The sequence below is a fragment of the Acinetobacter sp. I-MWF genome (assembly GCF_025433935.1).
GTDB lineage: Bacteria > Pseudomonadota > Gammaproteobacteria > Pseudomonadales > Moraxellaceae > Acinetobacter > Acinetobacter guillouiae.
Map to the genome: position 1 here is coordinate 3,232,660 of NZ_JAMBAR010000001.1, position 23,783 is coordinate 3,256,442.

Consider the following 23,783-nt stretch of genomic DNA (forward strand, 5'->3'; position numbering starts at 1 on the left):
GATCATTTAGGCACAAAGGTATGAACTTACAAACACTCCCAGGTTTATTCATTTCACATGGCTCCCCCATGCTTGCGCTAGATCCTGAACAAGTCGGTCCTGCACTACATCGTCTTGGTCTAAATTTGCCAAAACCACAAGCCATCGTGGTGATGTCTGCCCACTGGGAAAGTGAGGCTTTAGAAGTCAATACAGGTGTACGCCCTGAAACATGGCATGACTTTCGTGGTTTTCCTCAAGCGCTGTATGAGATTCGCTATCCCGCACCAGGAAATCCTGAATTGGCGGAAGAAATTCTACATCTCTTGGCTGAAGCTCACCTCCCTGCACATGCAAATAGTACTCGACCACGTGATCATGGTGTATGGATGCCTTTATTACATATGTACCCTGAGGCAGATATTCCAGTCATTGAAATTTCTTTACCGATGAATATGCATGCTGATCAGATCTACCAAATTGGTCAAGCACTTGCTCCACTCCGTGAAAAACAAATTTTATTGATTGGTTCAGGCAGTATCACTCACAATTTAAGAGAATTGTCATGGAACGGCAAAGATGAGAATGTGCCTGAATGGGCATCTACATTTAGAAATTATGTGGTGAGCAAACTCAACCATAGTAATTATGATGCTGTATTGGAATGGGATAGCATTCCTTATCTACAGAAAAATCACCCAACACTTGAGCACTTTGCGCCTCTTTTTTTCGCCATGGGTACAGGCCATCGCTTTAGTATTGTGCACAGTAGTTTTTCAATGGGCGCGCTAGGTATGGATATTTATCGTTTTGACTAAAGAACCTGATTGATCAAAATTCAGCAGAAATGATAACAATTTGTTAATTATTGTTTAACTTTTAGTTATATGGATACATATTGAAACCGAATTAATAAATTGTATCCATATCTTTTAGTGTTTCATGGTTTATCCTATGCATAGTTTTTTTAAAACGTGAATAGAATATGAAATTCAAATATTTAGCATTAGCTGTACTTCCTTTAGCCCTAGCGGCTTGCCAATCTGGCGATATTCAAAAATTGGGTGATACCGCTGTGAAAGTATTACAACAACAAGGTAATGCAGAGCAAACATTAAATGCTTATCAATGGTCTTATCAACCAGCAGATACCAAACAACCTATCGTACTTAATTTTGCAGACCAACGTCTAAGTGTTGCGACTGGCTGTAACCGACTAATGACCAGTGCAAAAGTTGAAAATGGTTTATTGGTTACTGGCAATATCGCATCAACCAATATGATGTGTTCTCCTGAATTAATGAAACAAGAAAGTTTTGCTGCGGCATTGTTCCAATCAAATAAAACAGCATTTGTACTCGATACAGCAAACACTGAAAGCCCAACGCTTACTTTGGTAAACGCGACAGGTGGTAAAGTTGTATTTACAGGTAAAATGACACCTGAAACTAAATACCAAAGCCAAGGTGAAACAATTTTCTTAGAAATCAGCCCAGAAACTAAAGAATGTTCTGCTGGTGTAAGAAAAATGCAGTGCTTACAAGTACGCGAAATCAAATATGCTGACAATGGTGTAAAAACCCAAGTAGATAAAGATTGGACATATTTCTATGACCAAATCGAAGGCTTTACTCATAGCCCTGCTGAGCGCCAAGTGGTTCGTGTAAAACGTTATGAGATTAAAAACCCTGCTGCTGATCAGTCTAAATACGCTTATGTACAAGACATGATTATCGAACGTGAAACTGTAAAATAATTGTATAGAAAAGCTGAAGTTCAACTTCAGCTTTTCTTTGTTTAACTATTTATAAACACCTAGATTTAAATCAGTTTTATGCTTTTTCAATCAGACTATCAAAACATTTCTATCTTAAACTTTGCATCTTTATTTTAATCGATGCAGAACATCTAATATTGAACAATAATTAAAAAAAACAGTGAATATATACACTCAATAATAGAAACTTAAGCAATCCATAGTGATTGCAGCAAAGCTCATTTTTTAATACAGCAAGATCGATAAAGGTAAAATCATGAATCACAAATTAAGCATTGCACTACTCTTACCGTTGCTCGTCATGGCATGTAGCCAAGAATCCACAACTCAAAAAGTTCCAACGCCTGCATCTATAGAGACCCAAGTTTCAAATACAGCAACTCAACCACAAATTATTTTTTTAGAGGTCGGTCCTGAAACTCGACCTTGTACTGGTGTTGCACCACAAACCTGTCTTTTAGTTCGTGAATTAACATTGAGCGAAACTGGTCAAAAGAATTATACTGAGAAAGAAGCGAGTTATTTTTATGACTCTATTGACGGCTTTACCCATAATTCAAAGTCTACTCAAATTATTAAGGTCAAACGCACAGAAATTGCCAATCCTGCAGCTGATCAGTCTCAATACCAATATGAACTCGACTCAATTGTTGAAACCATTCCGAGCAAATAAGCTTGTCGCTGTTTTTCAAATCGCTCAAATAAAAAACCGATGCAAAAGCATCGGTTCTAAGTTCAAAATCAAACTGAGATTAGAATACGCCTTGCGCTAACATTGCATCGGCAACTTTGACGAAACCAGCAATATTTGCACCATTTACATAGTTCACTGTACCATCAGCTTGAGTACCGTATTTCACACAGTTACGATGAATTTCTTTCATAATTGCATGTAGGCGCTCATCCACTTCTTCAAATGTCCACCCCAAACGAATCGAATTTTGTGACATTTCAAGACCAGAAGTGGCAACACCACCTGCATTTGACGCTTTACCTGGTGCATAAAGGATTTTTGCTTCTACAAATTTTTCTACAGCTTCTAGTGTTGAAGGCATATTGGCACCTTCAGCAACACAGATTACACCATTGGCAAGCAGTACATCTGCATCTTCTTCATTTAATTCATTTTGAGTTGCGCATGGCAATGCAATATCACACTGAATTGACCAAGGGCGTTGACCTTCTAAATATTCAAAACCGTGTTTTGAAGCAAACTCAGAAATACGTCCACGTTTTACGTTTTTAAGTTCCATCACTTCAGCAAGAAGCTCATTAGTAAAGCCATTTTTTACATGTACTGTACCGTTTGAGTCAGATAATGAAACCACTTTCGCACCTAAGTACATGGCTTTTTCTGCAGCAAACTGCGCAACATTGCCCGAACCTGAAATCACCACAATTTTATCTTTGAAGCTTTCACCACGAGTTTTTAGCATTTCTTCAGCAAAATAAACTGTACCAAAACCTGTTGCTTCTGGGCGAGCCAAAGAACCACCGAATGATGAACCTTTACCCGTAAATACACATGAAGTGTCATTACTGAGCTTTTTCATCATACCCGCCATGTAACCTACTTCACGACCACCCACACCAATATCCCCTGCTGGAATATCTGTATTAGAACCAAGATGACGGTAAAGTTCGATGATTAATGCTTGGCAAAAACGCATGATCTCGCCGTCTGACTTGCCTTTCGGATCGAAATCAGAACCACCTTTACCACCGCCCATAGGCAGTGTGGTCAAGGCATTTTTAAACGTCTGCTCAAAACCTAAAAATTTTAAAATAGAAAGATTTACAGATGGGTGAAACCGCATGCCGCCTTTAAATGGACCAATAGCAGAATTATATTGAACACGAAAAGCACGGTTAACTTGAGTTTGACCCTTGTCATCTACCCATGAAACACGGAATTGAATCGCTCGTTCTGGCTCAACAAGACGTTCAAGCAAACCGTGCTCAGCATATTCTGGGTTTTTCTCAATAAATGGCCACAAACTGGTCATAACTTCTTCCACAGCTTGTAAAAACTCTGGTTGATTTGGATCACGTGCTTTAACGTAATTTAAAAAGTCATTCAGGCTATTATATTTCAACGCTCATTCCTCAGCAGAAAATGATACAAAAAAGGTCAACCCTTTTAATAAAATGATAAATTTTGGCGCAAAGTATTTAATCCCTTTTGTATATAATCCACAACCTTTTTTCAAATGTTTTTTCAAATAATATTTAAATTCAATATGATAATTTCTAATCAACCCCAAATAAAATGTCAATTTGTTGGCGTTTTTAACCAAAAAATATTCGATATTTTGATCTAAATTAGCGCATTTTTAGCGCCAAATTAGAGCAAAGATTTTCACTACAAAACATGCTAAAATTGCAAAATATTCTTCGCTTTTACCAAGCATTTGTTCATTTTTCTTTAAAGTTTTATTCACATGAATTCATCGCTTTCCTTCATTCAGCAAATAGATGCCATTTTGCCACAAACACAATGTGGACTCTGTGGTCACCGTGATGGGTGTCTACCTTATGCAAAATCTATTGTAGAAAAAGGCGAAGAAGCCAATAAATGTGTGCCAGGTGGGCAACCTGTTGCAGATGCGCTTGCGGATATACTCAATCGTAATAAACTCATTGCTGAACCAAGTGTCTGGCCAATTCAAAGCGATGGCCGTCCACAACGCATGAAAGCCATTATTCGTGAAGATGAATGTATTGGTTGTACCAAATGCATCAGTGCTTGCCCTGTAGATGCCATTATTGGTTCTGGTAAACTGATGCATACCGTACTTACAGATCTATGCACTGGCTGTGAACTATGCATTGCTCCCTGTCCAGTAGATTGCATTGATTTAGTTGAAGACATTCAGCCAATTCCAAATGACGAACAACGTCTCTTAGAACAAAATGACTTACGTGGTCGTTACTATGCACATATTCAACGTGAAGAAAAGCAACGCATCCATCGTAAAGGTCCTGTGGTTCGTGCAGAAATTGACACTGAACTCTTTGCACAAATAACACAGCAAAGTCAGGCTTTACCTACCATTGAAATCAACCAACCCACAATAAAAAATCCAATTGTTACAGATGCGAAAACCACCATTGAATTGGCTAAACTACGGACTCAAATTAAAAAACTAGAGAAACAATTGAGTGTTCGAGCAGATGAAAATAAGCAACATCAATTAAATGAATTGATTCAACAGTTATCTGTTTTGCAAGAGGATGCATAATGACTGTAAAGAATATGACCAAAAAGCAGATTCAGATTTTCTTTGAACGATTACGTGAGCAACGCCCAAATCCTAAAACAGAACTCAATTACTCAAACCCATTTGAGTTGCTTGTCGCCGTTACCTTATCTGCTCAAGCCACAGATGTAAGTGTCAACAAAGCCACTGATAAGTTATTCCCTGTCGCCAATACTCCTGAACAGATTTATGCATTGGGTGTAGACGGTTTAAAGCAATATATTAAAACCATCGGTTTATATAATGCCAAAGCTGAAAATGTGATTAAAGCTTGTAAGATTTTAATTGAGAAGCACAATAGCCAAGTTCCAGACAATCGTGCTGATTTAGAAGCTTTACCTGGCGTAGGTCGTAAAACTGCCAATGTTGTACTGAATACCGCCTTTGGTCAGCCTACAATGGCTGTAGATACCCATATCTTCCGTCTTGGCAATCGTACTGGACTGGCTGTAGGTAAAAACGTGCTTGAGGTCGAACATCGTTTAATTAAAGTGATTCCAAAAGAATTTATTATAGACTCGCATCATTGGTTAATTTTACATGGCCGCTACTGCTGTATTGCACGTAAACCCAAATGCAATGAATGTATTGTGTCAGATGTTTGTAATTGGCCTGATAAATATGAGTTTGGCGCTGCACGCGAAGTCAAAACAAAGTAACGAATAAACGAGAGATTTTAGCAAAGCATAATCATCGTTTAATTAAGATCATGCTTTGTCATTTTTCTGAGGAAGTTATTTTCTGAAGAAACAGCTAGCATCTTAAAATAGTTCTCAATCAAATCTGACTTAACACCTCTAAGGGCACCCAACCAGACTGATCATCAGATAATCTGCTACACCAAATCCAGCCATTTAGTTGTTCTTCTCCAAGTAATAGATCGCCATGATCTACATTAAGTTCTTTCGCGGTGTAATCTGCGATTGCATAGCCTTGATGCTTATTGATCCATTCAATGATTTGAGTAGGAACCCACCCCTCTAATCCATTGTCGACTGTGCAGAAATACCAATTGTCCCAATTCTCCGAGCCTTGATACTTTTCGCCTATGTTTAGCAAAGTCCCTTTTGAAAAATGAATAGGCTCTAAATATTCGCTACGATGTGCTGCTATGGCAATCAATTTCATTTAGACAGTCTTCTTATAATATGAATGCTGTGAATTTAACATGTAGATGGAAACAAAACACTTAGAATTAATTGCTTACAAATCTCAATCATACAAATTCATCAGTTAAATTCATCAATTTGGAAGAATAAATCACGATGATAGATAAGGATTAATTTATCCTCAGCATGAATCTCCCTGTTTATTTTACTTTTTATTTTCCAAATCTTTCTTTAACTTCTCAAGCCGCTTCCACTCTTCAGCCACCTGTGGATGCACTTGGTAATTGCCTGATTTTCTCATTTCACGGCGTTGCTGAAGCTCTTCTTTTTGTGCTTTGCGTAGCAATTTAAAGCTCATATACAATAAGCCCAAAAGAAGCAATATACTCAAAATGACCAAGGCAATTAATACAAACTTCACTCTCTACGCCACTCTTGCAAAAAAAAAGAGACCTAATATGAATCAGGTCTCTGTTATTGTCAAAGCTTAAAAAAATGCTCTGAATGCGGTCTTATTTATCTAAAATCGCAAATAAATCTTTTTGGACATCTTCTATTGGACGTAAACCGTTCAATTTATTATAAGTCGGTGCATTTTCCCCAGAAGCTGCACGTCCTTGATAGAAACCAACAAGCTGTTCAGTTTCATTATGATAAGAGCCTAAACGCTTACGAATCGTTGCTTCTTCGTCATCTGGACGTTGTACAAGATCTTCACCAGTTTCATCATCTTTACCTTCCACTTTCGGTGGGTTATAAATCGTGTGATAAACACGACCAGATGCTGGATGCTGACGACGACCAGAAAGACGTTTTACGATTTCTTCGTCTGGTACTTCAATTTCGATCACATGGTCAATGCTAATCCCTTCGTTCTCTAAAGCCTCAGCTTGAGGAATCGTACGTGGGAAACCATCGAAAATACAACCATTTACACAATCAGGTTGTGCAATACGTTCTTTCACTAAACCGATAATAAGCTCATCAGATACTAAACCACCTGATTCCATTACACTTTTAGCTTTAAGACCTAATTCAGTACCTTCACGAATTGCAGCACGGAGCATATCACCGGTTGAAATTTGTGGGACATTGTAGCGCTTACAGATCAACTGAGCTTGTGTACCTTTACCTGCTCCAGGTGGTCCGAGTAATATAATGCGCATAAAAAAACATCCTCATTTAAAACAATATGTATGATACCGTTTGCCATGACAAATTAAAACTTATCATCGTAATGGCATCAAATTTATAAGAAAGCCACAAATAAATGTATTAGACCAGCAAAAAATCCAGTCACACCACCGAGTACAATCAAAATCCATTCGTCTTCCTGAAATGCAGGACGTAACAGGTTTTGAAACTCTTTTGGGGTTAACTCTCTAATCCGCTCTTTAAACATCTGAAAAATTTTCTGTGCACGGCTCGCATTAAACGCAGGGTCGCAAACAGGCACCATCGTAATTTCAATTGACCGATCAATCAAGTCTGTCTTGAGTTTTGCATACTCTTTTAGTCCTAAAGACAATTGTAAAGAGGTCCGAACCAATGGAGTTTCCATAATTTCGTTAATATGACGCTTTACAATACGACGGGTTTTTTCTTTCTTAGGACCATACATCATTTCAGTCATGATTGATTTTAACGTAATCAAATCTTCAGTCACGACGCTTGCAAAAACATCTGACACTTCTTCTTGGCGTTTCATAAACGCACCCTGAACATTATAAGTGCCAATTCTTGGAATAACAGGTTTAATCCATGGAAATTTTCGATCTTTTGTCCGTTCAAAAAATTGTGGATAGCGTACGTAATGTGGCTCTACTGGGTTGAAAACCATCCAGATTGCAATCCAGTTGGTTAAAAAGCCCCAAACTGCTGCAAAGAACGGTACCGTCCAATGTTGTGGTACAAAGACATACACAAACATTTGGAAAATACCAAAGAAACTCCCGATTACAGCACTAATATGCCAAATAAAGTTAATTTCTTTTTGCCCAACTTTTAAAAACATACGGACCATCAAACGGCGATCGCCTTCCATTTGGGTCACGACCATATCCCGCATATTGACCAGTGACTCGACGTTCATGGTCAGTTCGGTCACGAGTTCTCTTAAGACACCCGGCAATTGTTTATGCGCTTGACCATAAATTCGTCGTTTAATCGAATAAGGTAAGTTTTCCCACAAAACAGCATTACGATCTAACATCACCTCATCAATCAAATGCTCAAGCTCAAAACCAACTTGTTCACCGATAATCCGAGCCATATCTTCAGGGTCCATTGCATCTAAAAATTCACGCAAAGAACCCAGTTTGGATAATGTATTGTCTGTGATGATGCCTGAAATTCGCCCAGCTTTGCGTGGCACAATCCCTTGCCAACCCACGGGTAAGGGACCAATATGAAATCCCCAAAACGTGATTGGATAAAATACCATTTTCAGTGCCATCCAAACGTGTGCCCACGTTACAAAGGCTGTCACTGGGATGATACTTAAAATGGCAAGATGATCAGGTCGAGCTGTAAAAGCGTGCCACAAACCATTAACGTATTCCAACATGCATGACTCTCGTATTTATTTCTATTTGCGGTCGAAGGATATGGATAAAATCATAAAAACTTTAGAACCCGACACTTAAGGTATAAGCAAATTGTATTTGTGGACGAGTTTCCAGGACCATATCTCCATTTTTATTATGAAGTTCACTGCCTGCACCCATCCCCACACTAAATGTACTTATACGCTCTTTATTCAATAAAACATAAGATAAATCGGCACCACCACCATATTGGACTTCATCACTTCCGTCCACTTTTTTACTTTTAAGTGTTCCGCCATAGACCCCGAGATAGAATCCATTTTTATCTTTACCATTTAATACTACAGGAATTCTATAGCCGACTTGACCAGCAAATTCATGGTCGCCATTATAAAAAACACCTAATTTAGTATACGCAATTCCATAAGGATTTACCCATTCGCCATTCGCATGGACCATCTGCTGCGTTACACCCGCACCGATATTCCATTTAGAAGCATCTTCAGGCTTAAACTTTGCCTCTGGTAAAATTCCCTTCATATCTGGCAAATAATCTTTAACATCAGCATGCGCGAAATTTCCGACAGCTACTAACATTAATAAGGGAAAGATTTTTTTCATTATTTTCTCCATTATCCCTAATCTTAACTTAGGTCGAATCTATTTATCCTTAAGGCTCGACTTTAACAGAATTATTTTGGCACTCATATACAAAACGCTATAAATTTAATGTCGCTAAGGTCAAATCCATATAGGCTCTGTTGACAATTCCTCTATGTTTACAACGATGCGTATTTTTCAGGTGAAATGTCAACGGACCTGTATAAGGCATAACAAATTTGTTGCAGAGACTGAGTTAAAATATATTTTGATGAGTTATTTGTGTTTTTTAATTTTTAAGACTCAATCTGGGGTAAAATGTTTGACCCCTAAATTCACCCATCTTTAAGTACTAAAGCCGACGACGTATGAAGCAGCAGTTTCCTCTAAAAAATGTCCAACAAGAAAAACGCATCTTTCGTAGTCGTGTCTTTTTTGCAATTGGTATTGTTTCATTTTTTATGTGCCTTCTGGTTGCACGTTATGCTTATCTGCAAATTTTCCATCACCAAGAATTTAGTGAAGCATCAGATAAAAACCGTATTCGACTCCAGCCTATCGCACCAGCACGTGGCTATATTTATGATCGTAATGGGATTTTACTGGCAGATAACTACCCTGTTTTTACTGCAACCCTCAGCAAAGCCGATGTCGAAGATATAGATGATACAGTTAAACGTTTAATTCCAATTTTAAATCTGAGTCAAGAAGATATTGACCGTTTTAACAGTCGGATTAAAGCCTCTAAAAAAACAGAACGAGTCACCTTAAAGCTTAACCTAACAGAACAAGATATTGCGCGCTTTAGTGAAGTCAAGTTTCAATTTCCGGGTGTTGATATCGAAACACAAATGACCCGCTATTATCCACATGGTGAGCTATTTGCCCATGTTATTGGCTATGTGGGTCGTATTAACGATAAAGAACTCAAGGCAATTGATAAAGATAGTTATGCTGGAACCAACCTGATCGGGAAAATTGGTGTAGAAAAATCCTATGAAGATTTACTGCATGGTGTTCCTGGTTATGAATCGATTGAAGCCGATGCACATGGTAATGTCTTACGTCATTTAGGCCGTAAAGAGTCAACTCGAGGCAATGATTTATATCTTTCACTCGATTATGGTCTGCAAACCATTGCAGCAGAACAGCTTAAAGATCGTCGTGGTGCAATCGTCGCAATTGACCCACGTACTGGTGAAATATTAGCACTGGTGTCAAGCCCAAGTTTTAACCCGAACTTATTTGTAACAGGTATTGGACATGCAGACTATACAGCCTTGCGTGACAACCTAGATCAACCGCTCTATAACCGTGCGGTCCAAGGAACTTACCCTCCCGGCTCTACCATTAAGCCGATGGAAGGCTTAGGCGGTATTCACTTTAAAACGGTGGATTGGGGAACTGCTATTTCCGATCCTGGCTATTTCCATTTACCCGGTGATTCACATAAATTCCGTGACTGGAAAAAGACTGGACATGGCTCAGTCAACTTACATAAATCCATTGTGGTTTCTTGTGATACTTACTTCTATATCTTGTCTTACCAGATGGGTATAGATCGCATGAATGAATGGATGCGCCAATTTGGTTTCGGTGAAAAAACCGGAGTAGATTTACCAAGCGAAAGTACAGGCCTATATCCAAGTCCTGAATGGAAAATGCGTACCCGAAAAAGCAAATGGCTCAAAGGTGAAACCATTTCTGTCAGTATTGGTCAAGGTGCGTTTACTGCGACTCCATTACAACTTGCGATGGCAACAGCAATTACCGCCAACCACGGTGCACATGTCACACCGCATGTATTACGTGAATCCAAAGGGGCGAAAAAGCATGAAGTACTCAATGCCCCGACAGGAAAAATCAACTTCAGTGGTACAGATGAAGACTGGATTAAAATGCGTGATGCAATGGTTGATGTTATTCAAACAGGTACAGGTCGTGGTATCCGTACACCAATGTACCAAATCGCAGGTAAAACCGGTACAGCACAGGTCAAGAGTATTGCCCAAGGCAAACGCTATAATGAAGCTGCACTTTCAGCACGCCAGTTAGACCACGGTTTATTTGTTGGCTTTGCACCTGCTGAAAACCCTGAAATTGCCATTGCCGTGATTTGGGAAAATGGTAAGCATGGTGGTTCTGCCGCTAAGATTGCTCGTCCTGTGTTTGATTACTGGTTGCTGACTCGCAAAAAGAATCCAATTGTACCGCTTAACCATCAAGTCAGTGGTGGCTTAATGACAGCAGGCATCAAACCGGGTGAACTGCCAAGTGGTGATGTTTCACTTGCAGCAGATCCAAATGCCTTGCCTAAACCTAAGCCAAATACACAGTCCAATACGGCTAGCCAAAACCGTATACCAGCTCAAGGTCATAATACGACCACAGCTCAACCCACTCCTCCACCTGTACCTGAGGCTGATATCAGTGAATAATAAAGTGAAAAACCAATTACGTATTATTGGTGGAGAATGGAAACGTCGAGTTCTTCCTTTTGCTGATATCGATGGTTTACGTCCTACCCCTGATCGAGTACGTGAAACATTGTTTAACTGGCTAATGTGGGATATTCAAAATGCCAAAGTCTTAGATCTTTGTGCTGGTTCAGGTGCTTTAGGATTTGAAGCACTTTCACGTGGTGCACGTCATGTCATCATGATTGAACCCAATGCCACGCAAGCTAAATTTTTAAAAGACAATATTCAGTTGCTTAAAGCTGAAAACTGTCAGCTGAAAATTCAAACAGCACAACAAGCCTTATCTAATTTAAATGAACAGTTTGATTTAATGTTTTTAGATCCACCCTATAGTTTGAATTTATGGGATGAATTGGCTCAAAAAGCGGATCAATACTTATCTGATCAAGCATTGATTTATGTAGAAGCGGATCGTGGCTTAAATCAACTGAATTTACCTTCAACATGGCAATTACAGAAACAAACCAAAGCTGGTGTAGTACAAGCAGGTTTATTTAAAAAAATAATCTAGGGTATTGCTCTCGTGTGGCATCCCCCTACAAAAAAGGATAGTATTGCCTACACAAATATATTTAAACTTTCAATGTAAAGTGCAACAGTGCCACCCTACAAAAAAAAATTAATTAAAAAATGGGCATAGATTGCCCATTTTCATATTTAAGATAAAGAATTAACGCCCTTTCCAATTCCAGTCACGATCATTGCGATCTCGGTCATAACGACCATCACGACGCTGATCCCAGCGATGATCCGAATCATGTCGCTGATCATAACGACCATGACCACCTCGATGACCATCATCAAATGGTGCAACAATACAGCCAGTTAATGAAATAGCAACTACACCCAACACAATAACTTTATTTAACATGATGACTCACCTCTTCATCTCATTTTGTTTAAGTTAATCTTTTAATGTGTAGTGCTAAACAAGCTTATGTTTCAAGTTGTAGTATTTCCACCATGATTTCTTCATGGTAATAAAAAATGATCGATAAGATATTTATGATTAATAGGTCAGCGTTCTAATCCAAAATAGACGCAATAATTGACCACGATCATAAGGAAAACTAGAGATGTATTCATAACCCACTTTGTTTAAAGCATTGATCTTAAATTCAATACCATAACCAAAAGAAAGATAAAGCTCACTTGACGCAGGATTATCATTTGAAGGATTGAGCAATGAGGTCTTTAATTGTTGTACATTATAAGCAGTATAATTAAACACCCGAATACGCTCATTTTCATAAAATTTATTGGTTAAAATTGAATAATCTGCCAATTCATGCTCATGCTGTTCTGCTAACTTTTTTTGCAATTGATCTTGTTCAAAAAAAATATCATTTCGCTCAGTGGTCATTTCAGTATTACTTAGGCTATTTTCTTGATTTTCAATTTTAAATAATTGCTCATCTTGCAATTGATCTGGTTGTCCTAATAATTCATCTTGATATTCTACAACTTGATTTTGTGCCTCTTCTGGCATAAGTGCCAGATCATCAAAAGCATAAACATTTGAGTTTATAAAAAATATATACATGACCATTAAATTGAACAGGTAAATAGGTCGCATGGTTGGTCTAATCAATTCATCATTTTTATCGGAGTTATACCAATCAAAAAACAAGATGGTTGTCTCCTCTATTTATTTATAAATAACTTAAATGATCAACCTAATTGTAGCCTACATATAGATCAAAATGGCTGAAGCACATCCAATATCAAATGTGCTTTGTTTGAATTATAAATAATATGATCAATATGTTAAACCAATCCACTATCATTCTTAGCCATCATTTCATCGATAGGATTTAAAAAGTTTAATTATTTGAATATTCATATGTAATTAATGCACTAAGATGCTTAAATTCCTCTAGATATTTTTTATATTTTTAATTTTGCATCGGTGCAATTGATAAACTTTGTAACTCATCTCTCAATCGAAGAGTCTGATCGATAAAAGTGCTAAAATTAAATTGATATCAAATGAGTTGATTTGAACATGGAAATACGAGATCAAATTATTCTAGTGACTGGTGGCGCACGTGGTTTAGGACTTGCAATTACCCATGCTTTGATTCGTGAAGGCGCAAGAGTTGTGGTGAATTATTTCAATAGTGAAGAATCCGCTCAACAACTTGCCAAGGAACATGCCGAACAGGTTTTTATTTACAAAGCAGATGTAACTGATGCAGATCAAGTCAACACGATGTTTAAAAAAGCAAAACTGCATTATGGACATGCAATCACCTCAGTGATTAATAATGCGCTATTGGCATTTAAATTTGATGGTGATCTACGTCCAAAAGTTGAAACACTGAGCTGGCATAGTATGCAACAACAATTGGACAGTGCGGTAAAAGCGGCTTTAAACACCACCCAAGCTGCATTAGAAGATATGAAAAAAGATCATTTTGGTCGAATCATCAATATTGGAACCAATCTTGTGCAGAATCCTGTGGTTCCCTATCATGATTATACTGCGGCTAAAGCAGCACTTTTGGCCTTTACCCGCACAACGTCACACGATTTAGGTCAGTATGGCATTAATGTAAATATGCTTTCAGGTGGTCTATTACGTAAGACTGATGCCAGCAGTGCAACACCTGATCAAGTGTTTGATTTGATCGCTGCTTCTACGCCCTTACAAGAAGTCACCACCCCTGAGCAGTTTGCAGATGCCGTGCTGATGTTTTTATCACCGTGGTCTCGCGCCGTAACAGGACAAAATTTGATTGTGGATGGTGGTTTAGTCAAAGGCTAATCACAGATCCCCCATCTTATATAAATCTCCTTTATCTTGATCACAAGATTAAACGCTAACCATCAATAAGCGACAACCAATACTCTACAACCAATAAAAATGGGAGCCGATTGGCTCCCATTTTTTAGCTTAAAAATTTAAACTTTGAATTAAACTAAGCCTTTCTTTTTTAAGACATCAAACATAGTTGAACCAAGTTCAGCTGGGCTACGCGTATATGCCATACCCGCTTTTTCAAATGCAGCAAACTTCTCTTCAGCAGTACCTTTACCACCAGAGATAATCGCTCCTGCGTGACCCATACGCTTACCTTTAGGCGCTGTTACACCCGCAATATAACCAACAACAGGTTTAGTCACATTAGATTGAATATACTCAGCAGCTTCTTCTTCCGCACTACCACCAATTTCACCAATCATGATGATTGCTTCTGTTTGTGGATCTTCTTGGAAAAGTTTTAAGCAGTCAATTTGGTTCATACCTGGAATCGGATCACCACCGATACCAATACAAGTAGACTGACCTAAACCAAGCTTAGTGGTTTGAGCAACTGCTTCATAAGTCAATGTACCAGAACGAGAAATGATCCCGATTTTACCTGGTTGATGAATATGGCCTGGCATAATCCCAATTTTACATTCACCTGGTGTGATAATACCTGGACAGTTTGGACCGATTAAACGTGCATTATTACCATAAGTTTCAAGGTAACGTTTCGCTTTTAACATGTCTAAGGTTGGAACACCTTCGGTGATCACCACGATTAACTCAATACCAGAATCTACTGCTTCAACAATTGAATCCAGTACAAATGGAGCAGGTACATAAATTGATGTTGCATTTGCACCCGTTTCTTTTACCGCTTCACGCATTGTATTGAAAACAGGTAGACCAATATGAGTTTGACCACCTTTACCCGGTGTTACGCCACCAACTACTTTTGTACCGTATGCAATTGATTGCTCAGAATGGAATGTACCATTCTTACCTGTAAAGCCTTGTACCAATACTTTTGTGTCTTTATTAACTAATACGCTCATGATTGATACTCCTTACGCTTTCACAGCAGCAACAACTTTTTCTGCGGCATCAGCTAAACCGTTCGCAGAAATTAATTTTAGACCTGATTCATCAAGTAATTTAGCACCTAATTCTGCATTGTTCCCTTCTAAACGAACAACCACAGGTACGGTTACATTTACTTCTTGAACCGCTGCAATAATCGCTTCAGCAATCATGTCACAACGTACGATACCACCAAAAATATTGATCAACACACCTTGTACAGATGAGTCCGAAAGAATAATTTTAAATGCTTCAATGACGCGATCTTTGGTCGCACCGCCACCAACATCAAGGAAGTTTGCTGGCTGACCACCATACAGTTTGATGATATCCATTGTTGCCATCGCAAGACCAGCACCATTCACCATACAACCGATATTGCCTTCTAAAGCAACATAGTTAAGGTCAAATTCAGATGCTTTTAACTCACGCTCATTTTCTTGAGATTTATCACGCATCGCAGCAATTTCAGGCAAACGATAAAGTGCATTTGAGTCGATACCGACTTTGGCATCTACACATAAGATTTCGCCATTTTCACGAACTGAAAGTGGGTTAATTTCAAATAGTGCAAAGTCATTTTCAACAAATGCCTTGTATGCACCTGTCATGATGGTTACAAATTGGCTGATTTGTTTATCTTTTAAACCCAATTGGAAGCCAACATCACGCGCTTGGAATGGCAGTAAACCAACCAATGGATCTACTTCGACTTTAATAATTTTTTCAGGTGTTTCTTCAGCAACTTTTTCAATTTCTACGCCACCCTCTGTAGACGCCATGAATGTCACACGACGACTAGAACGGTCAACCACTGCACCTAAATACAATTCACGTTCTACAGGATAAACATCTTCACAAACAAGGATACTATTTACCGGCTGACCATTGGCATCTGTTTGATACGTGACTAAACGAGTACCTAACAGGCTTTTTGCATATTCAGCTGCTTCTTCTTTTGACTTAACAACTTTTACGCCACCCGCTTTACCACGACCACCTGCATGGACTTGGGCCTTCATCACAGCGAATTTGCCACTAATTTGCTCAAAGGCAGCAGATGCTTCTTCAGGCGTAGTGATTAAAATGCCTTCTTGAACTGGCATACCATATTTTTTTAACAGCGTTTTCGCTTGATACTCATGTAGATTCATGTTTTACCTTTTACTACTTTTCACATTGTTATGACACACCAATAATTAGACTTCCATCGCAATAACTATCGGCATTTATTAAAGTTTGTTCTTTTATTTTTAGATGATTATTCAATTAAAAACAACCATCAAAAGTAAAAAGAGCGGTCGAAACCGCTCTTTTTTGTGTTATTTACGTTTACGCTGAATCGCGTGAATCGCACGCCCATCAACAGCAAGCGCTGCTTCATGAACGACTTCAGAATAAGTTGGGTGACCAAAAGTCATCAATTGTAAATCTTCAACAGAAGATACAAATTCAAGTGCAATCATACCTTGGTGAACAATGTCAGAAGCACCAGGACCAATGATATGCATACCCAATAAACGATCCGTTTTTGCATCTGCAACAAACTTCACAAATCCAGCAGATTCATTGGCAGCTAAAGCACGACCATTCACAGCAAATGGGAATTGACCAGTTTTAACGTCATGGCCTTTCTCTTTAGCTTGCTCTTCAGTCAAACCTACCCACGCAGCTTCAGGGTGTGTATAAATCACTGAAATAATGGTGTCATAATTCACTTGAGCAGCATGACCATGCATACGCTCAACTGCCATTACACCTTCTTCCATTGCTTTATGCGCAAGCATTGGACCACGTACCAAGTCACCAATTGCATATACACCGTCAACAGACGTTGCACACCAATCGTTCACTTCAACCAAACCACGTTCTGTTAATTTAATGCCTGAATCTTCAGCCAATAAACCTTCTGCATAGGCTTTACGACCAACACAAACGATTAATTTATCAAAAGTTTGAGTTTTATCTTCGCCTGCTTGGTTATATTGAACAGTCACTTCACGACCATTCACTTCAGTACCTGAAACTTTAGCGCCAATACGAATATCTAAACCTTGTTTTGTTAAAAGTTTTTGATAATCTTTTGCCAACGCTTTATCCGCCATTGGTAAGAATGCATCTAATGCTTCAAACACAACAACTTCAGAGCCAAGACGACGCCATACTGAACCAAGTTCTAGTCCGATTACACCTGCACCAATTACACCTAAACGTTTAGGCACTTCTTGGAATTCTAAAGCACCTGTTGAATCAACGATAAGGTCTTCATCAACTTTTGCTACAGGAATATTGACAGGTACAGAACCAGTTGCAAGAATTACGAATTTAGGTTCTAAAACTTGAACATCACCACCTTCTAATGGTGTGAATTCAACTTTTTTACCAGCAAGTAATTTACCCGTACCTTGTAACCACTCGATACCATTGCCTTTCAGCAATTGAGCAACACCGCCAGTTAAGTTATCTACAACTTTGTCTTTACGAGCAAGAAGCTTTTGAAGATCAAGTTGGACATTTTCAACTGTAATACCGTGAACATCTAAGCCATGAAGAGTGTCTTCATAGTGATGAGAAGAATCTAAAAGTGCTTTAGAAGGAATACAACCTACGTTTAAGCAAGTACCACCTAAAGATGGCTTACCTTTGTGTACACGTTTTTCGATACACGCAACTTTGAAACCAAGTTGAGCAGCACGGATTGCCGCTTCATAACCACCTGGTCCACCGCCGATTACCACTAAATCAAACTGAGACATGCTTATCTCCAAAAACGAGTTTAAAGGATCACTCTAAACTCGTGTTGTTATTCTAAAGAATTAAAGGTCAAGGATTAGTTTAGCTGGCTCTTCAAGTAACTCTTTAACAGTTACCAAGAAGCCTACAGCTTCTTTACCATCAATCATACGATGGTCATAAGAAAGCGCTAAGTACATCATTGGAAGAATTTCAACTTGACCATTTACAGCCATAGGACGCTCTTGGATTTTGTGCATACCTAAAATAGCAGTTTGTGGTTGGTTCAAAATAGGTGTTGAAAGTAATGAACCGAAAGTACCACCGTTGGTAATTGTGAAAGTACCACCAGTCATATCTTCAATTGCTAATTTACCTTCACGTGCTTTTGCAGCATACGCACCAATACCTGATTCAACTTCAGCATAGTTCATACGGTCAGTATTACGTAATACTGGAACCACTAAACCACGATCGGAAGAAACCGCAACACCGATATCATAGTAACCATGATAAACAATATCATCACCGTCGATTGAAGCATTTACCGCAGGATAGCGTTTAAGTGCTTCAGTTACAGCTTTAACAAAGAATGACATAAAGCCTAAACGTGCACCATGACGTTTTTCGAAAGCATCTTTATATTGCTTACGCATTTCCATCACAGGTTTCATGTTAACTTCGTTAAACGTAGTCAACATCGCAGTTTGTTGTGTAGCAGCAAGAAGACGTTCAGCAACACGCTTACGTAAACGTGTCATTGGAACACGTTTCTCGATACGCTCACCAACAGCAACGCTTAATGGTGTTACAGCTGCAGCAGCTGGTTTAGTTTGATGATTTGCAACATCTTCTTTGGTGATACGACCACCACGACCAGTACCATCTACATCCGCAGCAGCAATACCTGTTTCAGTTAAAGCTTTACGTACTGCAGGTGCTTGATCTTGTACTTGAGCACGTTCAACAACAGGTGCATTACCCGCTTGAGTTTGTGCCGCAGCTTGTTCTACTTTCTCTTCAGATTGAACTGCTTGAGTTTGAGTAGCGCCAGAAACAGCACCTTCTTCAAATGTCGCAATAACTTCAGAAGAAAGAACAGTGTCACCTTCATTTTTGATGATCGCAGAGATAGTACCATCAGCAGGAGCAACAACTTCTAAAACAACTTTATCCGTTTCAATATCACAGATGACTTCATCACGTGATACCGCTTCACCTGGTTGTTTGTGCCAAGTTGCAATTGTTCCGTCAGCAACTGACTCTGGGAACACCGGTGCTTTAATTTCGGTTGCCATTATTTAGATTCTCCTGATTGTTCAGCTACGATCGCAAGTGCGTCATTCACGAGCTGAGCTTGTTGTTTTGCATGCAAATATGGTGAGCCACATGCAGGTGCAGCTGAAGCTTCACGTCCTGCATAGCTAATTTGAACTTGTAGAGCAGACTTCATTACACCTTCGTATAAACGAGGAGCAATGAATAACCATGCGCCTTGGTTCTTCGGTTCTTCTTGACACCAAACAAGTTCTTTTATGTTTGGATATGTCGCAAGCACTTCAGCAAGACGTTTTTCTGGGTATGGGTACAATTGTTCAACACGTACCACCGCAATGTTCAAGTTTTCTTCACGACGTTTTTCAAGTAAGTCGTAATAAACTTTACCACCACAAAGTACAACACGTGTTACATCTTGTTTATTGATTTGATCCACTTCATCAATCACAGTCTGGAATGTACCAGTTGCAAGCTCTTCCAAAGTTGAGGTTGCAAGTTTATGACGAAGCAATGACTTCGGTGAAGTCACGATCATTGGCTTACGAATTGGGCGAATTGCCTGACGACGCATTGCATGGAAAATCTGTGCAGGTGTCGTTGGTGTAATCACTTGCATGTTTTCTTCAGCACATAACTGTAAGAAACGCTCAAGACGTGCAGATGAATGCTCAGGACCTTGACCTTCATAACCATGTGGAAGAAGCAATGTTAAACCACACACACGTTCCCATTTGGTTTCACCCGATGAGATGAACTGATCAATAACCACTTGGGCACAGTTTGCAAAGTCACCGAACTGAGCTTCCCAGATTACCAAGCTTTTTGGCAATGTTGTTGCATAACCATATTCAAATGCAAGCACAGCCATTTCTGACAATAATGAGTCATAAATTGCAGTACGTGGCTGGTTTTCTTTGATATGACACAGTGGAATATAAACCGAACCATCAACTTGGTTATGTAGCTTAGCATGACGGTGTGAGAATGTACCACGACCAACATCTTCACCAGTCAAACGCACCAAGAAACCATCATCAAGGATAGAAGCATAAGCTAAAGTTTCTGCTGCACCCCAGTTTAATGGCATTTCACCAGTTTGCATTTTCAAGCGTTCATCGATCACTTTAGACACTTGGCGTTGCATCACGAAACCTTCCGGTAATTCGCGCATTTTTGTACCAATTTCTTTTAAGCGTTCGATTGGGAAAGTCGTATCCCAAACATCTGTATATTCATGGCCTAGATACGGTTTCCAGTCCACAAACATTTTATCATTTGGTTCAAGCACCAGAGCATTCGCAACATGGTTACCTGCTTCAAGATCTTCACGATATTTTTCAACTAAAGCATCTGCATCAGAACGATCTAATACTTTTTCTTGTACCAATTGATCCGCATAAAGCGTACGTGTAGTCGCTTTTTTATTGATCACTTGATACATCATTGGTTGTGTTGCTGCTGGCTCATCTGCTTCGTTATGACCACGACGACGATAACAGAACATGTCAATCACAACATCTTTACGGAATGTATGACGGAAATCATGTGCCAATTGCGCAACAAACAATACAGATTCTGGGTCATCACCATTTACATGGAAAATTGGCGCCTGAATCATTTTTGCAATGTCAGTACAGTATTCTGTAGAACGTGCATCACGTGGATCAGATGTAGTAAAACCAACTTGGTTGTTGACTACGATATGAACCGTACCACCTACGGTATAACCACGCGTTTGTGACATTTGGAAGGTTTCTTGGTTGACACCTTGACCAGCAAATGCAGCATCACCATGTACGATTACAGGCAATACGTCATCACCACCAATGTCTTTACGACGTACTTGGCGTGCACGAACTGAACCTTCAACCACAGGACCAACAATTTCTAAATGCGATGGGTTAAATGCCAAAGCCAAGTGAACTTCACCACCAGGTGTCATCACATTTGATGAGAAACCTTGGTGATACTTAACGTCACCTGAACCTTTTTTAGCTAAAGTTTTACCTTCAAACTCACCAAACAAATCAGCTGGGTTTTTACCCATGATGTTCACAAGTAAGTTTAAACGACCACGGTGTGGCATCCCAATTACGACTTCTTTACAACCTACAGAACCTGCACGTTGAATAAGTTCGTTTACCATTGGAATGAAAGATTCACCACCCTCTACACCAAAACGCTTCGCACCAACATACTTATTGCCGAGGAATTTTTCTAAGCCTTCAGCAGCAGTTAAACGTTCAAGTACGTGTTTCTTTTGATCTGCCGAGAAACCGAACTGACCGCGTGCACCTTCAAGACGTTGTTGAATCCAGCGTTTTTCTTTGGTGTCAACAATGTGCATATATTCAGCACCAATAGAAGCACAGTATGTTGCCTCCATTGCGCTAACCATCTCACCTAAAGTTGCTTCAGTTTTACCAATCGCCAAATTTCCAGCATTGAAAACTGTATCTAGGTCAGACTTGGTTAAACCATGTGCAGCAAGATCTAAATCTGGCACATCTTCACGTTTAGCCAAACCTAGTGGATCAAGCTTCGCTTTTTGATGACCACGGTTACGGTATGCTGCAATCAGTTGCAAAACACCGATTTGACGACGTTCATGCTCAGTACTTACTTCACTTTGCACAACAGGCTGAACACGACTTGAATTACGACCTAATAATAAGAATTGCTCACGAATGTTTCCGTGTGGTTGGTCACCTTTAGGGAATTTATCGAAATATTGACGCCAATCCTCACCTACTGAGGTTGGAGAAGAAAGGTACTGTTCGTAAAGCTCTTCAATATACGCTGCACTATCAGCGGAAAGTTCAGTATCAAGACGCAATGCGTCAGCAACTTCTTGCATTTGTGGACCCATTTCCTATTGCAAAAACATTAGAGGGTGCTTTTTAAGCACTCCCATGATTGATAATGCCAAATCGGTAAATTGACATTCACCCATCAGATACTCATGACCAAGGGGCGTTATAAACATTAGCTTTTACTAATGCATACAATGAATCATAACGCCCTCAATGGCATCATCACTCACTTATATACTCAACCGAAGCTGAGCAATTTTTTGCAAATCGACTTAGAAAAAACAAAGGCTTTTTTGCTTTTTCTAAAGCGGTTCTAATCTTTGCTTATAAAATTATTTATAAACTGATCTGGATCACACTTATGTAGAAAAAATGTACCAAAAACATGGTGTGTTTTTCACATATAGTGGTTTGTTAAATCGTAACATGATCTGTCACTTCAATTGATTTTTTTGACACATACCACCTATAAATTAGCGAAATACATACAAGAAATAATCTATTATTATCCATCCATTTATATCGGGTCTGTTGATACTTTTTCAATGCTTAAAGCTTAGATCCCATTTGCTCGAACAAAAAACAACCATCTCATTAAAAATCCAATAAAAAAAGAGCGTACATCCCAAGATGTACGCCCTTTTTTCACATCGTATTAACCCGCTTGATCGAGCAACATGCTACGGATATGACCGATCGCTTTTGTTGGATTCAAGCCTTTCGGACATACAGACACACAGTTCATAATCCCTTTACAACGGAATAATGAGAATGGGTCATCAAGACGTGATAAACGATCTTGTGTCGCAGTATCACGAGAATCAATAATGAAACGGTATGCATTCAACAATGCTGAAGGACCCAAGAATTTATCCGGGTTCCACCAGAATGATGGGCATGATGTTGAACAACATGCACAAAGAATACATTCATACAAACCATTTAAGTGCTCACGCTCTTCTGGTGATTGTAAACGCTCTTTTGGTGGTGCAGGTTGATTATTGATTAAGAATGGATGAATTTTGTCATACTGATCGTAGAACTGATTCATATCCACAACTAAATCTTTCACTACTGGCAGACCAGGTAATGGACGAATGACGATTTTTTCAGGCAAATCGTTCAAATTCCATAAACACGCAAGACCATTTTTACCATTGATATTCACACCATCTGAACCGCAAATACCTTCACGGCAAGAACGACGGAATGTTAATGATTCGTCTTGAACTTTTAATGCTAAAAGCGCGTCAAGCAACATACGATGCTTATCCGTCAACTCTAGTTTAAAAGTCTGCATATACGGTGCTTTATCCTTATCAGGATCATAGCGGTAGATTTCGAATGTACGTGTACCTCTACTCATCTTATTTCTC

General features: G+C 39.1%; 22 protein-coding genes. 8 read left to right on the forward strand and 14 right to left on the reverse strand.

Annotated elements, in window-relative coordinates; genetic code table 11:
- Positions 1-20 precede the first annotated feature (20 nt).
- The 3 genes from M2R48_RS14905 (at position 21) to M2R48_RS14915 (ending at position 2,429) form a co-directional block, all read left to right on the forward strand.
- Positions 21-797, forward strand: a complete 777-nt coding sequence (locus M2R48_RS14905) for a dioxygenase (RefSeq protein WP_004717246.1) — start codon at positions 21-23, stop codon at positions 795-797.
- A gap of 167 nt (positions 798-964) precedes the next feature.
- Complete coding sequence (locus M2R48_RS14910) at positions 965-1,735, forward strand: META and DUF4377 domain-containing protein (protein WP_004717248.1); 771 nt, start codon at positions 965-967, stop codon at positions 1,733-1,735.
- 277 nt (positions 1,736-2,012) lie between these two features.
- On the forward strand, positions 2,013-2,429 hold the full coding sequence (locus M2R48_RS14915; RefSeq protein ID WP_262086604.1) for a DUF4377 domain-containing protein: 417 nt from the start codon (positions 2,013-2,015) through the stop codon (positions 2,427-2,429).
- A 79-nt stretch (positions 2,430-2,508) separates the two neighbouring features.
- On the opposite strand, the gene gdhA is transcribed toward M2R48_RS14915, so the two are convergent.
- Complete coding sequence (gene gdhA / locus M2R48_RS14920) at positions 2,509-3,852, reverse strand: NADP-specific glutamate dehydrogenase (RefSeq protein WP_004823182.1); 1,344 nt, start codon at positions 3,850-3,852, stop codon at positions 2,509-2,511.
- A gap of 345 nt (positions 3,853-4,197) precedes the next feature.
- Between gdhA and M2R48_RS14925 the strand changes: the two genes are divergently transcribed.
- The gene (locus tag M2R48_RS14925; protein WP_262086605.1) at positions 4,198-4,998 is read left to right on the forward strand and encodes an RnfABCDGE type electron transport complex subunit B; all 801 of its coding nucleotides are present in this window, start codon (positions 4,198-4,200) and stop codon (positions 4,996-4,998) included.
- Positions 4,998-5,675, forward strand: coding sequence for an endonuclease III (nth, locus tag M2R48_RS14930; RefSeq protein WP_034612511.1), 678 nt, complete (start codon positions 4,998-5,000; stop codon positions 5,673-5,675). The genes M2R48_RS14925 and nth overlap by 1 nt, the downstream gene beginning before the upstream one ends.
- Before the next feature lie 118 nt (positions 5,676-5,793).
- Here nth and M2R48_RS14935 read toward each other — a convergent pair whose 3' ends face one another.
- The 5 genes from M2R48_RS14935 to M2R48_RS14955 all read right to left on the reverse strand — a co-directional run bounded on the left by M2R48_RS14935 (position 5,794) and on the right by M2R48_RS14955 (position 9,292).
- Positions 5,794-6,144, reverse strand: coding sequence for an SH3 domain-containing protein (locus M2R48_RS14935; protein WP_262086606.1), 351 nt, complete (start codon positions 6,142-6,144; stop codon positions 5,794-5,796).
- Positions 6,145-6,330: 186 nt separating this feature from the next.
- Complete coding sequence (locus M2R48_RS14940) at positions 6,331-6,546, reverse strand: hypothetical protein (RefSeq protein WP_004823188.1); 216 nt, start codon at positions 6,544-6,546, stop codon at positions 6,331-6,333.
- Between the two features lie 91 nt (positions 6,547-6,637).
- Positions 6,638-7,291, reverse strand: coding sequence for an adenylate kinase (gene adk, locus M2R48_RS14945; protein WP_004717260.1), 654 nt, complete (start codon positions 7,289-7,291; stop codon positions 6,638-6,640).
- 83 nt (positions 7,292-7,374) lie between these two features.
- Positions 7,375-8,691, reverse strand: coding sequence for a hypothetical protein (locus M2R48_RS14950; protein ID WP_004717262.1), 1,317 nt, complete (start codon positions 8,689-8,691; stop codon positions 7,375-7,377).
- Positions 8,692-8,752: 61 nt separating this feature from the next.
- Positions 8,753-9,292, reverse strand: coding sequence for a hypothetical protein (locus M2R48_RS14955; protein ID WP_004823189.1), 540 nt, complete (start codon positions 9,290-9,292; stop codon positions 8,753-8,755).
- Between the two features lie 347 nt (positions 9,293-9,639).
- Here M2R48_RS14955 and mrdA point away from each other — a divergent pair, with 347 nt between their 5' ends.
- Together mrdA and rsmD are read left to right on the forward strand one after the other, a co-directional pair.
- Positions 9,640-11,709, forward strand: a complete 2,070-nt coding sequence (gene mrdA / locus M2R48_RS14960) for a penicillin-binding protein 2 (protein ID WP_262086607.1) — start codon at positions 9,640-9,642, stop codon at positions 11,707-11,709.
- Positions 11,710-11,713: 4 nt separating this feature from the next.
- Positions 11,714-12,262 (forward strand): 16S rRNA (guanine(966)-N(2))-methyltransferase RsmD, encoded by a 549-nt coding sequence (rsmD, locus tag M2R48_RS14965; protein ID WP_035371214.1) that lies wholly within the window; start codon positions 11,714-11,716, stop codon positions 12,260-12,262.
- Between the two features lie 159 nt (positions 12,263-12,421).
- On the opposite strand, the gene M2R48_RS14970 is transcribed toward rsmD, so the two are convergent.
- Both M2R48_RS14970 and M2R48_RS14975 read right to left on the reverse strand, forming a co-directional pair.
- Positions 12,422-12,622 (reverse strand): hypothetical protein, encoded by a 201-nt coding sequence (locus M2R48_RS14970; protein ID WP_004823192.1) that lies wholly within the window; start codon positions 12,620-12,622, stop codon positions 12,422-12,424.
- Positions 12,623-12,760: 138 nt separating this feature from the next.
- Complete coding sequence (locus M2R48_RS14975) at positions 12,761-13,240, reverse strand: hypothetical protein (protein ID WP_262086608.1); 480 nt, start codon at positions 13,238-13,240, stop codon at positions 12,761-12,763.
- Positions 13,241-13,756: 516 nt separating this feature from the next.
- Between M2R48_RS14975 and M2R48_RS14980 the strand changes: the two genes are divergently transcribed.
- Complete coding sequence (locus tag M2R48_RS14980; RefSeq protein WP_004717273.1) at positions 13,757-14,518, forward strand: 3-oxoacyl-ACP reductase; 762 nt, start codon at positions 13,757-13,759, stop codon at positions 14,516-14,518.
- A gap of 149 nt (positions 14,519-14,667) precedes the next feature.
- Here the strand turns inward: M2R48_RS14980 and sucD are convergent, their stop codons facing one another.
- The 6 genes from sucD to M2R48_RS15015 form a co-directional block, all read right to left on the reverse strand.
- Positions 14,668-15,558 (reverse strand): succinate--CoA ligase subunit alpha, encoded by an 891-nt coding sequence (gene sucD / locus M2R48_RS14985; RefSeq protein WP_004717274.1) that lies wholly within the window; start codon positions 15,556-15,558, stop codon positions 14,668-14,670.
- A 12-nt stretch (positions 15,559-15,570) separates the two neighbouring features.
- Positions 15,571-16,737, reverse strand: a complete 1,167-nt coding sequence (gene sucC / locus M2R48_RS14990; protein WP_004717276.1) for an ADP-forming succinate--CoA ligase subunit beta — start codon at positions 16,735-16,737, stop codon at positions 15,571-15,573.
- A gap of 168 nt (positions 16,738-16,905) precedes the next feature.
- Complete coding sequence (gene lpdA / locus M2R48_RS14995) at positions 16,906-18,339, reverse strand: dihydrolipoyl dehydrogenase (protein WP_004717278.1); 1,434 nt, start codon at positions 18,337-18,339, stop codon at positions 16,906-16,908.
- A 60-nt stretch (positions 18,340-18,399) separates the two neighbouring features.
- On the reverse strand, positions 18,400-19,614 hold the full coding sequence (odhB, locus tag M2R48_RS15000; protein WP_004717280.1) for a 2-oxoglutarate dehydrogenase complex dihydrolipoyllysine-residue succinyltransferase: 1,215 nt from the start codon (positions 19,612-19,614) through the stop codon (positions 18,400-18,402).
- A complete protein-coding gene (locus M2R48_RS15005) occupies positions 19,614-22,451 on the reverse strand; it encodes a 2-oxoglutarate dehydrogenase E1 component (protein ID WP_004717282.1) in 2,838 nt (945 codons plus the stop codon). Before M2R48_RS15005 ends, odhB begins: the two co-directional genes overlap by 1 nt.
- Before the next feature lie 611 nt (positions 22,452-23,062).
- The gene (locus M2R48_RS15015) at positions 23,063-23,773 is read right to left on the reverse strand and encodes a succinate dehydrogenase iron-sulfur subunit (RefSeq protein WP_004717284.1); all 711 of its coding nucleotides are present in this window, start codon (positions 23,771-23,773) and stop codon (positions 23,063-23,065) included.
- Positions 23,774-23,783: the final 10 nt, after the last annotated feature.

Bases quoted from the DNA above. Each gene is read 5' to 3' on its own strand.
- M2R48_RS15005 (WP_004717282.1), bottom strand. From the start codon at position 22,451: ATGCAAGAAGTTGCTGACGCATTGCGTCTTGATACTGAACTTTCCGCT.
- nth (WP_034612511.1), top strand. From the start codon at position 4,998: ATGACTGTAAAGAATATGACCAAAAAGCAGATTCAGATTTTCTTTGAA.
- sucD (WP_004717274.1), bottom strand. From the start codon at position 15,558: ATGAGCGTATTAGTTAATAAAGACACAAAAGTATTGGTACAAGGCTTT.
- M2R48_RS14980 (WP_004717273.1), top strand. From the start codon at position 13,757: ATGGAAATACGAGATCAAATTATTCTAGTGACTGGTGGCGCACGTGGT.
- M2R48_RS14955 (WP_004823189.1), bottom strand. From the start codon at position 9,292: ATGAAAAAAATCTTTCCCTTATTAATGTTAGTAGCTGTCGGAAATTTC.
- M2R48_RS14910 (WP_004717248.1), top strand. From the start codon at position 965: ATGAAATTCAAATATTTAGCATTAGCTGTACTTCCTTTAGCCCTAGCG.
- adk (WP_004717260.1), bottom strand. From the start codon at position 7,291: ATGCGCATTATATTACTCGGACCACCTGGAGCAGGTAAAGGTACACAA.
- M2R48_RS14925 (WP_262086605.1), top strand. From the start codon at position 4,198: ATGAATTCATCGCTTTCCTTCATTCAGCAAATAGATGCCATTTTGCCA.
- lpdA (WP_004717278.1), bottom strand. From the start codon at position 18,339: ATGTCTCAGTTTGATTTAGTGGTAATCGGCGGTGGACCAGGTGGTTAT.
- M2R48_RS14905 (WP_004717246.1), top strand. From the start codon at position 21: ATGAACTTACAAACACTCCCAGGTTTATTCATTTCACATGGCTCCCCC.
- M2R48_RS14950 (WP_004717262.1), bottom strand. From the start codon at position 8,691: ATGTTGGAATACGTTAATGGTTTGTGGCACGCTTTTACAGCTCGACCT.
- mrdA (WP_262086607.1), top strand. From the start codon at position 9,640: ATGAAGCAGCAGTTTCCTCTAAAAAATGTCCAACAAGAAAAACGCATC.
- sucC (WP_004717276.1), bottom strand. From the start codon at position 16,737: ATGAATCTACATGAGTATCAAGCGAAAACGCTGTTAAAAAAATATGGT.
- odhB (WP_004717280.1), bottom strand. From the start codon at position 19,614: ATGGCAACCGAAATTAAAGCACCGGTGTTCCCAGAGTCAGTTGCTGAC.
- M2R48_RS14915 (WP_262086604.1), top strand. From the start codon at position 2,013: ATGAATCACAAATTAAGCATTGCACTACTCTTACCGTTGCTCGTCATG.
- M2R48_RS14970 (WP_004823192.1), bottom strand. From the start codon at position 12,622: ATGTTAAATAAAGTTATTGTGTTGGGTGTAGTTGCTATTTCATTAACT.
- M2R48_RS14975 (WP_262086608.1), bottom strand. From the start codon at position 13,240: ATGCCAGAAGAGGCACAAAATCAAGTTGTAGAATATCAAGATGAATTA.
- M2R48_RS14935 (WP_262086606.1), bottom strand. From the start codon at position 6,144: ATGAAATTGATTGCCATAGCAGCACATCGTAGCGAATATTTAGAGCCT.
- M2R48_RS15015 (WP_004717284.1), bottom strand. From the start codon at position 23,773: ATGAGTAGAGGTACACGTACATTCGAAATCTACCGCTATGATCCTGAT.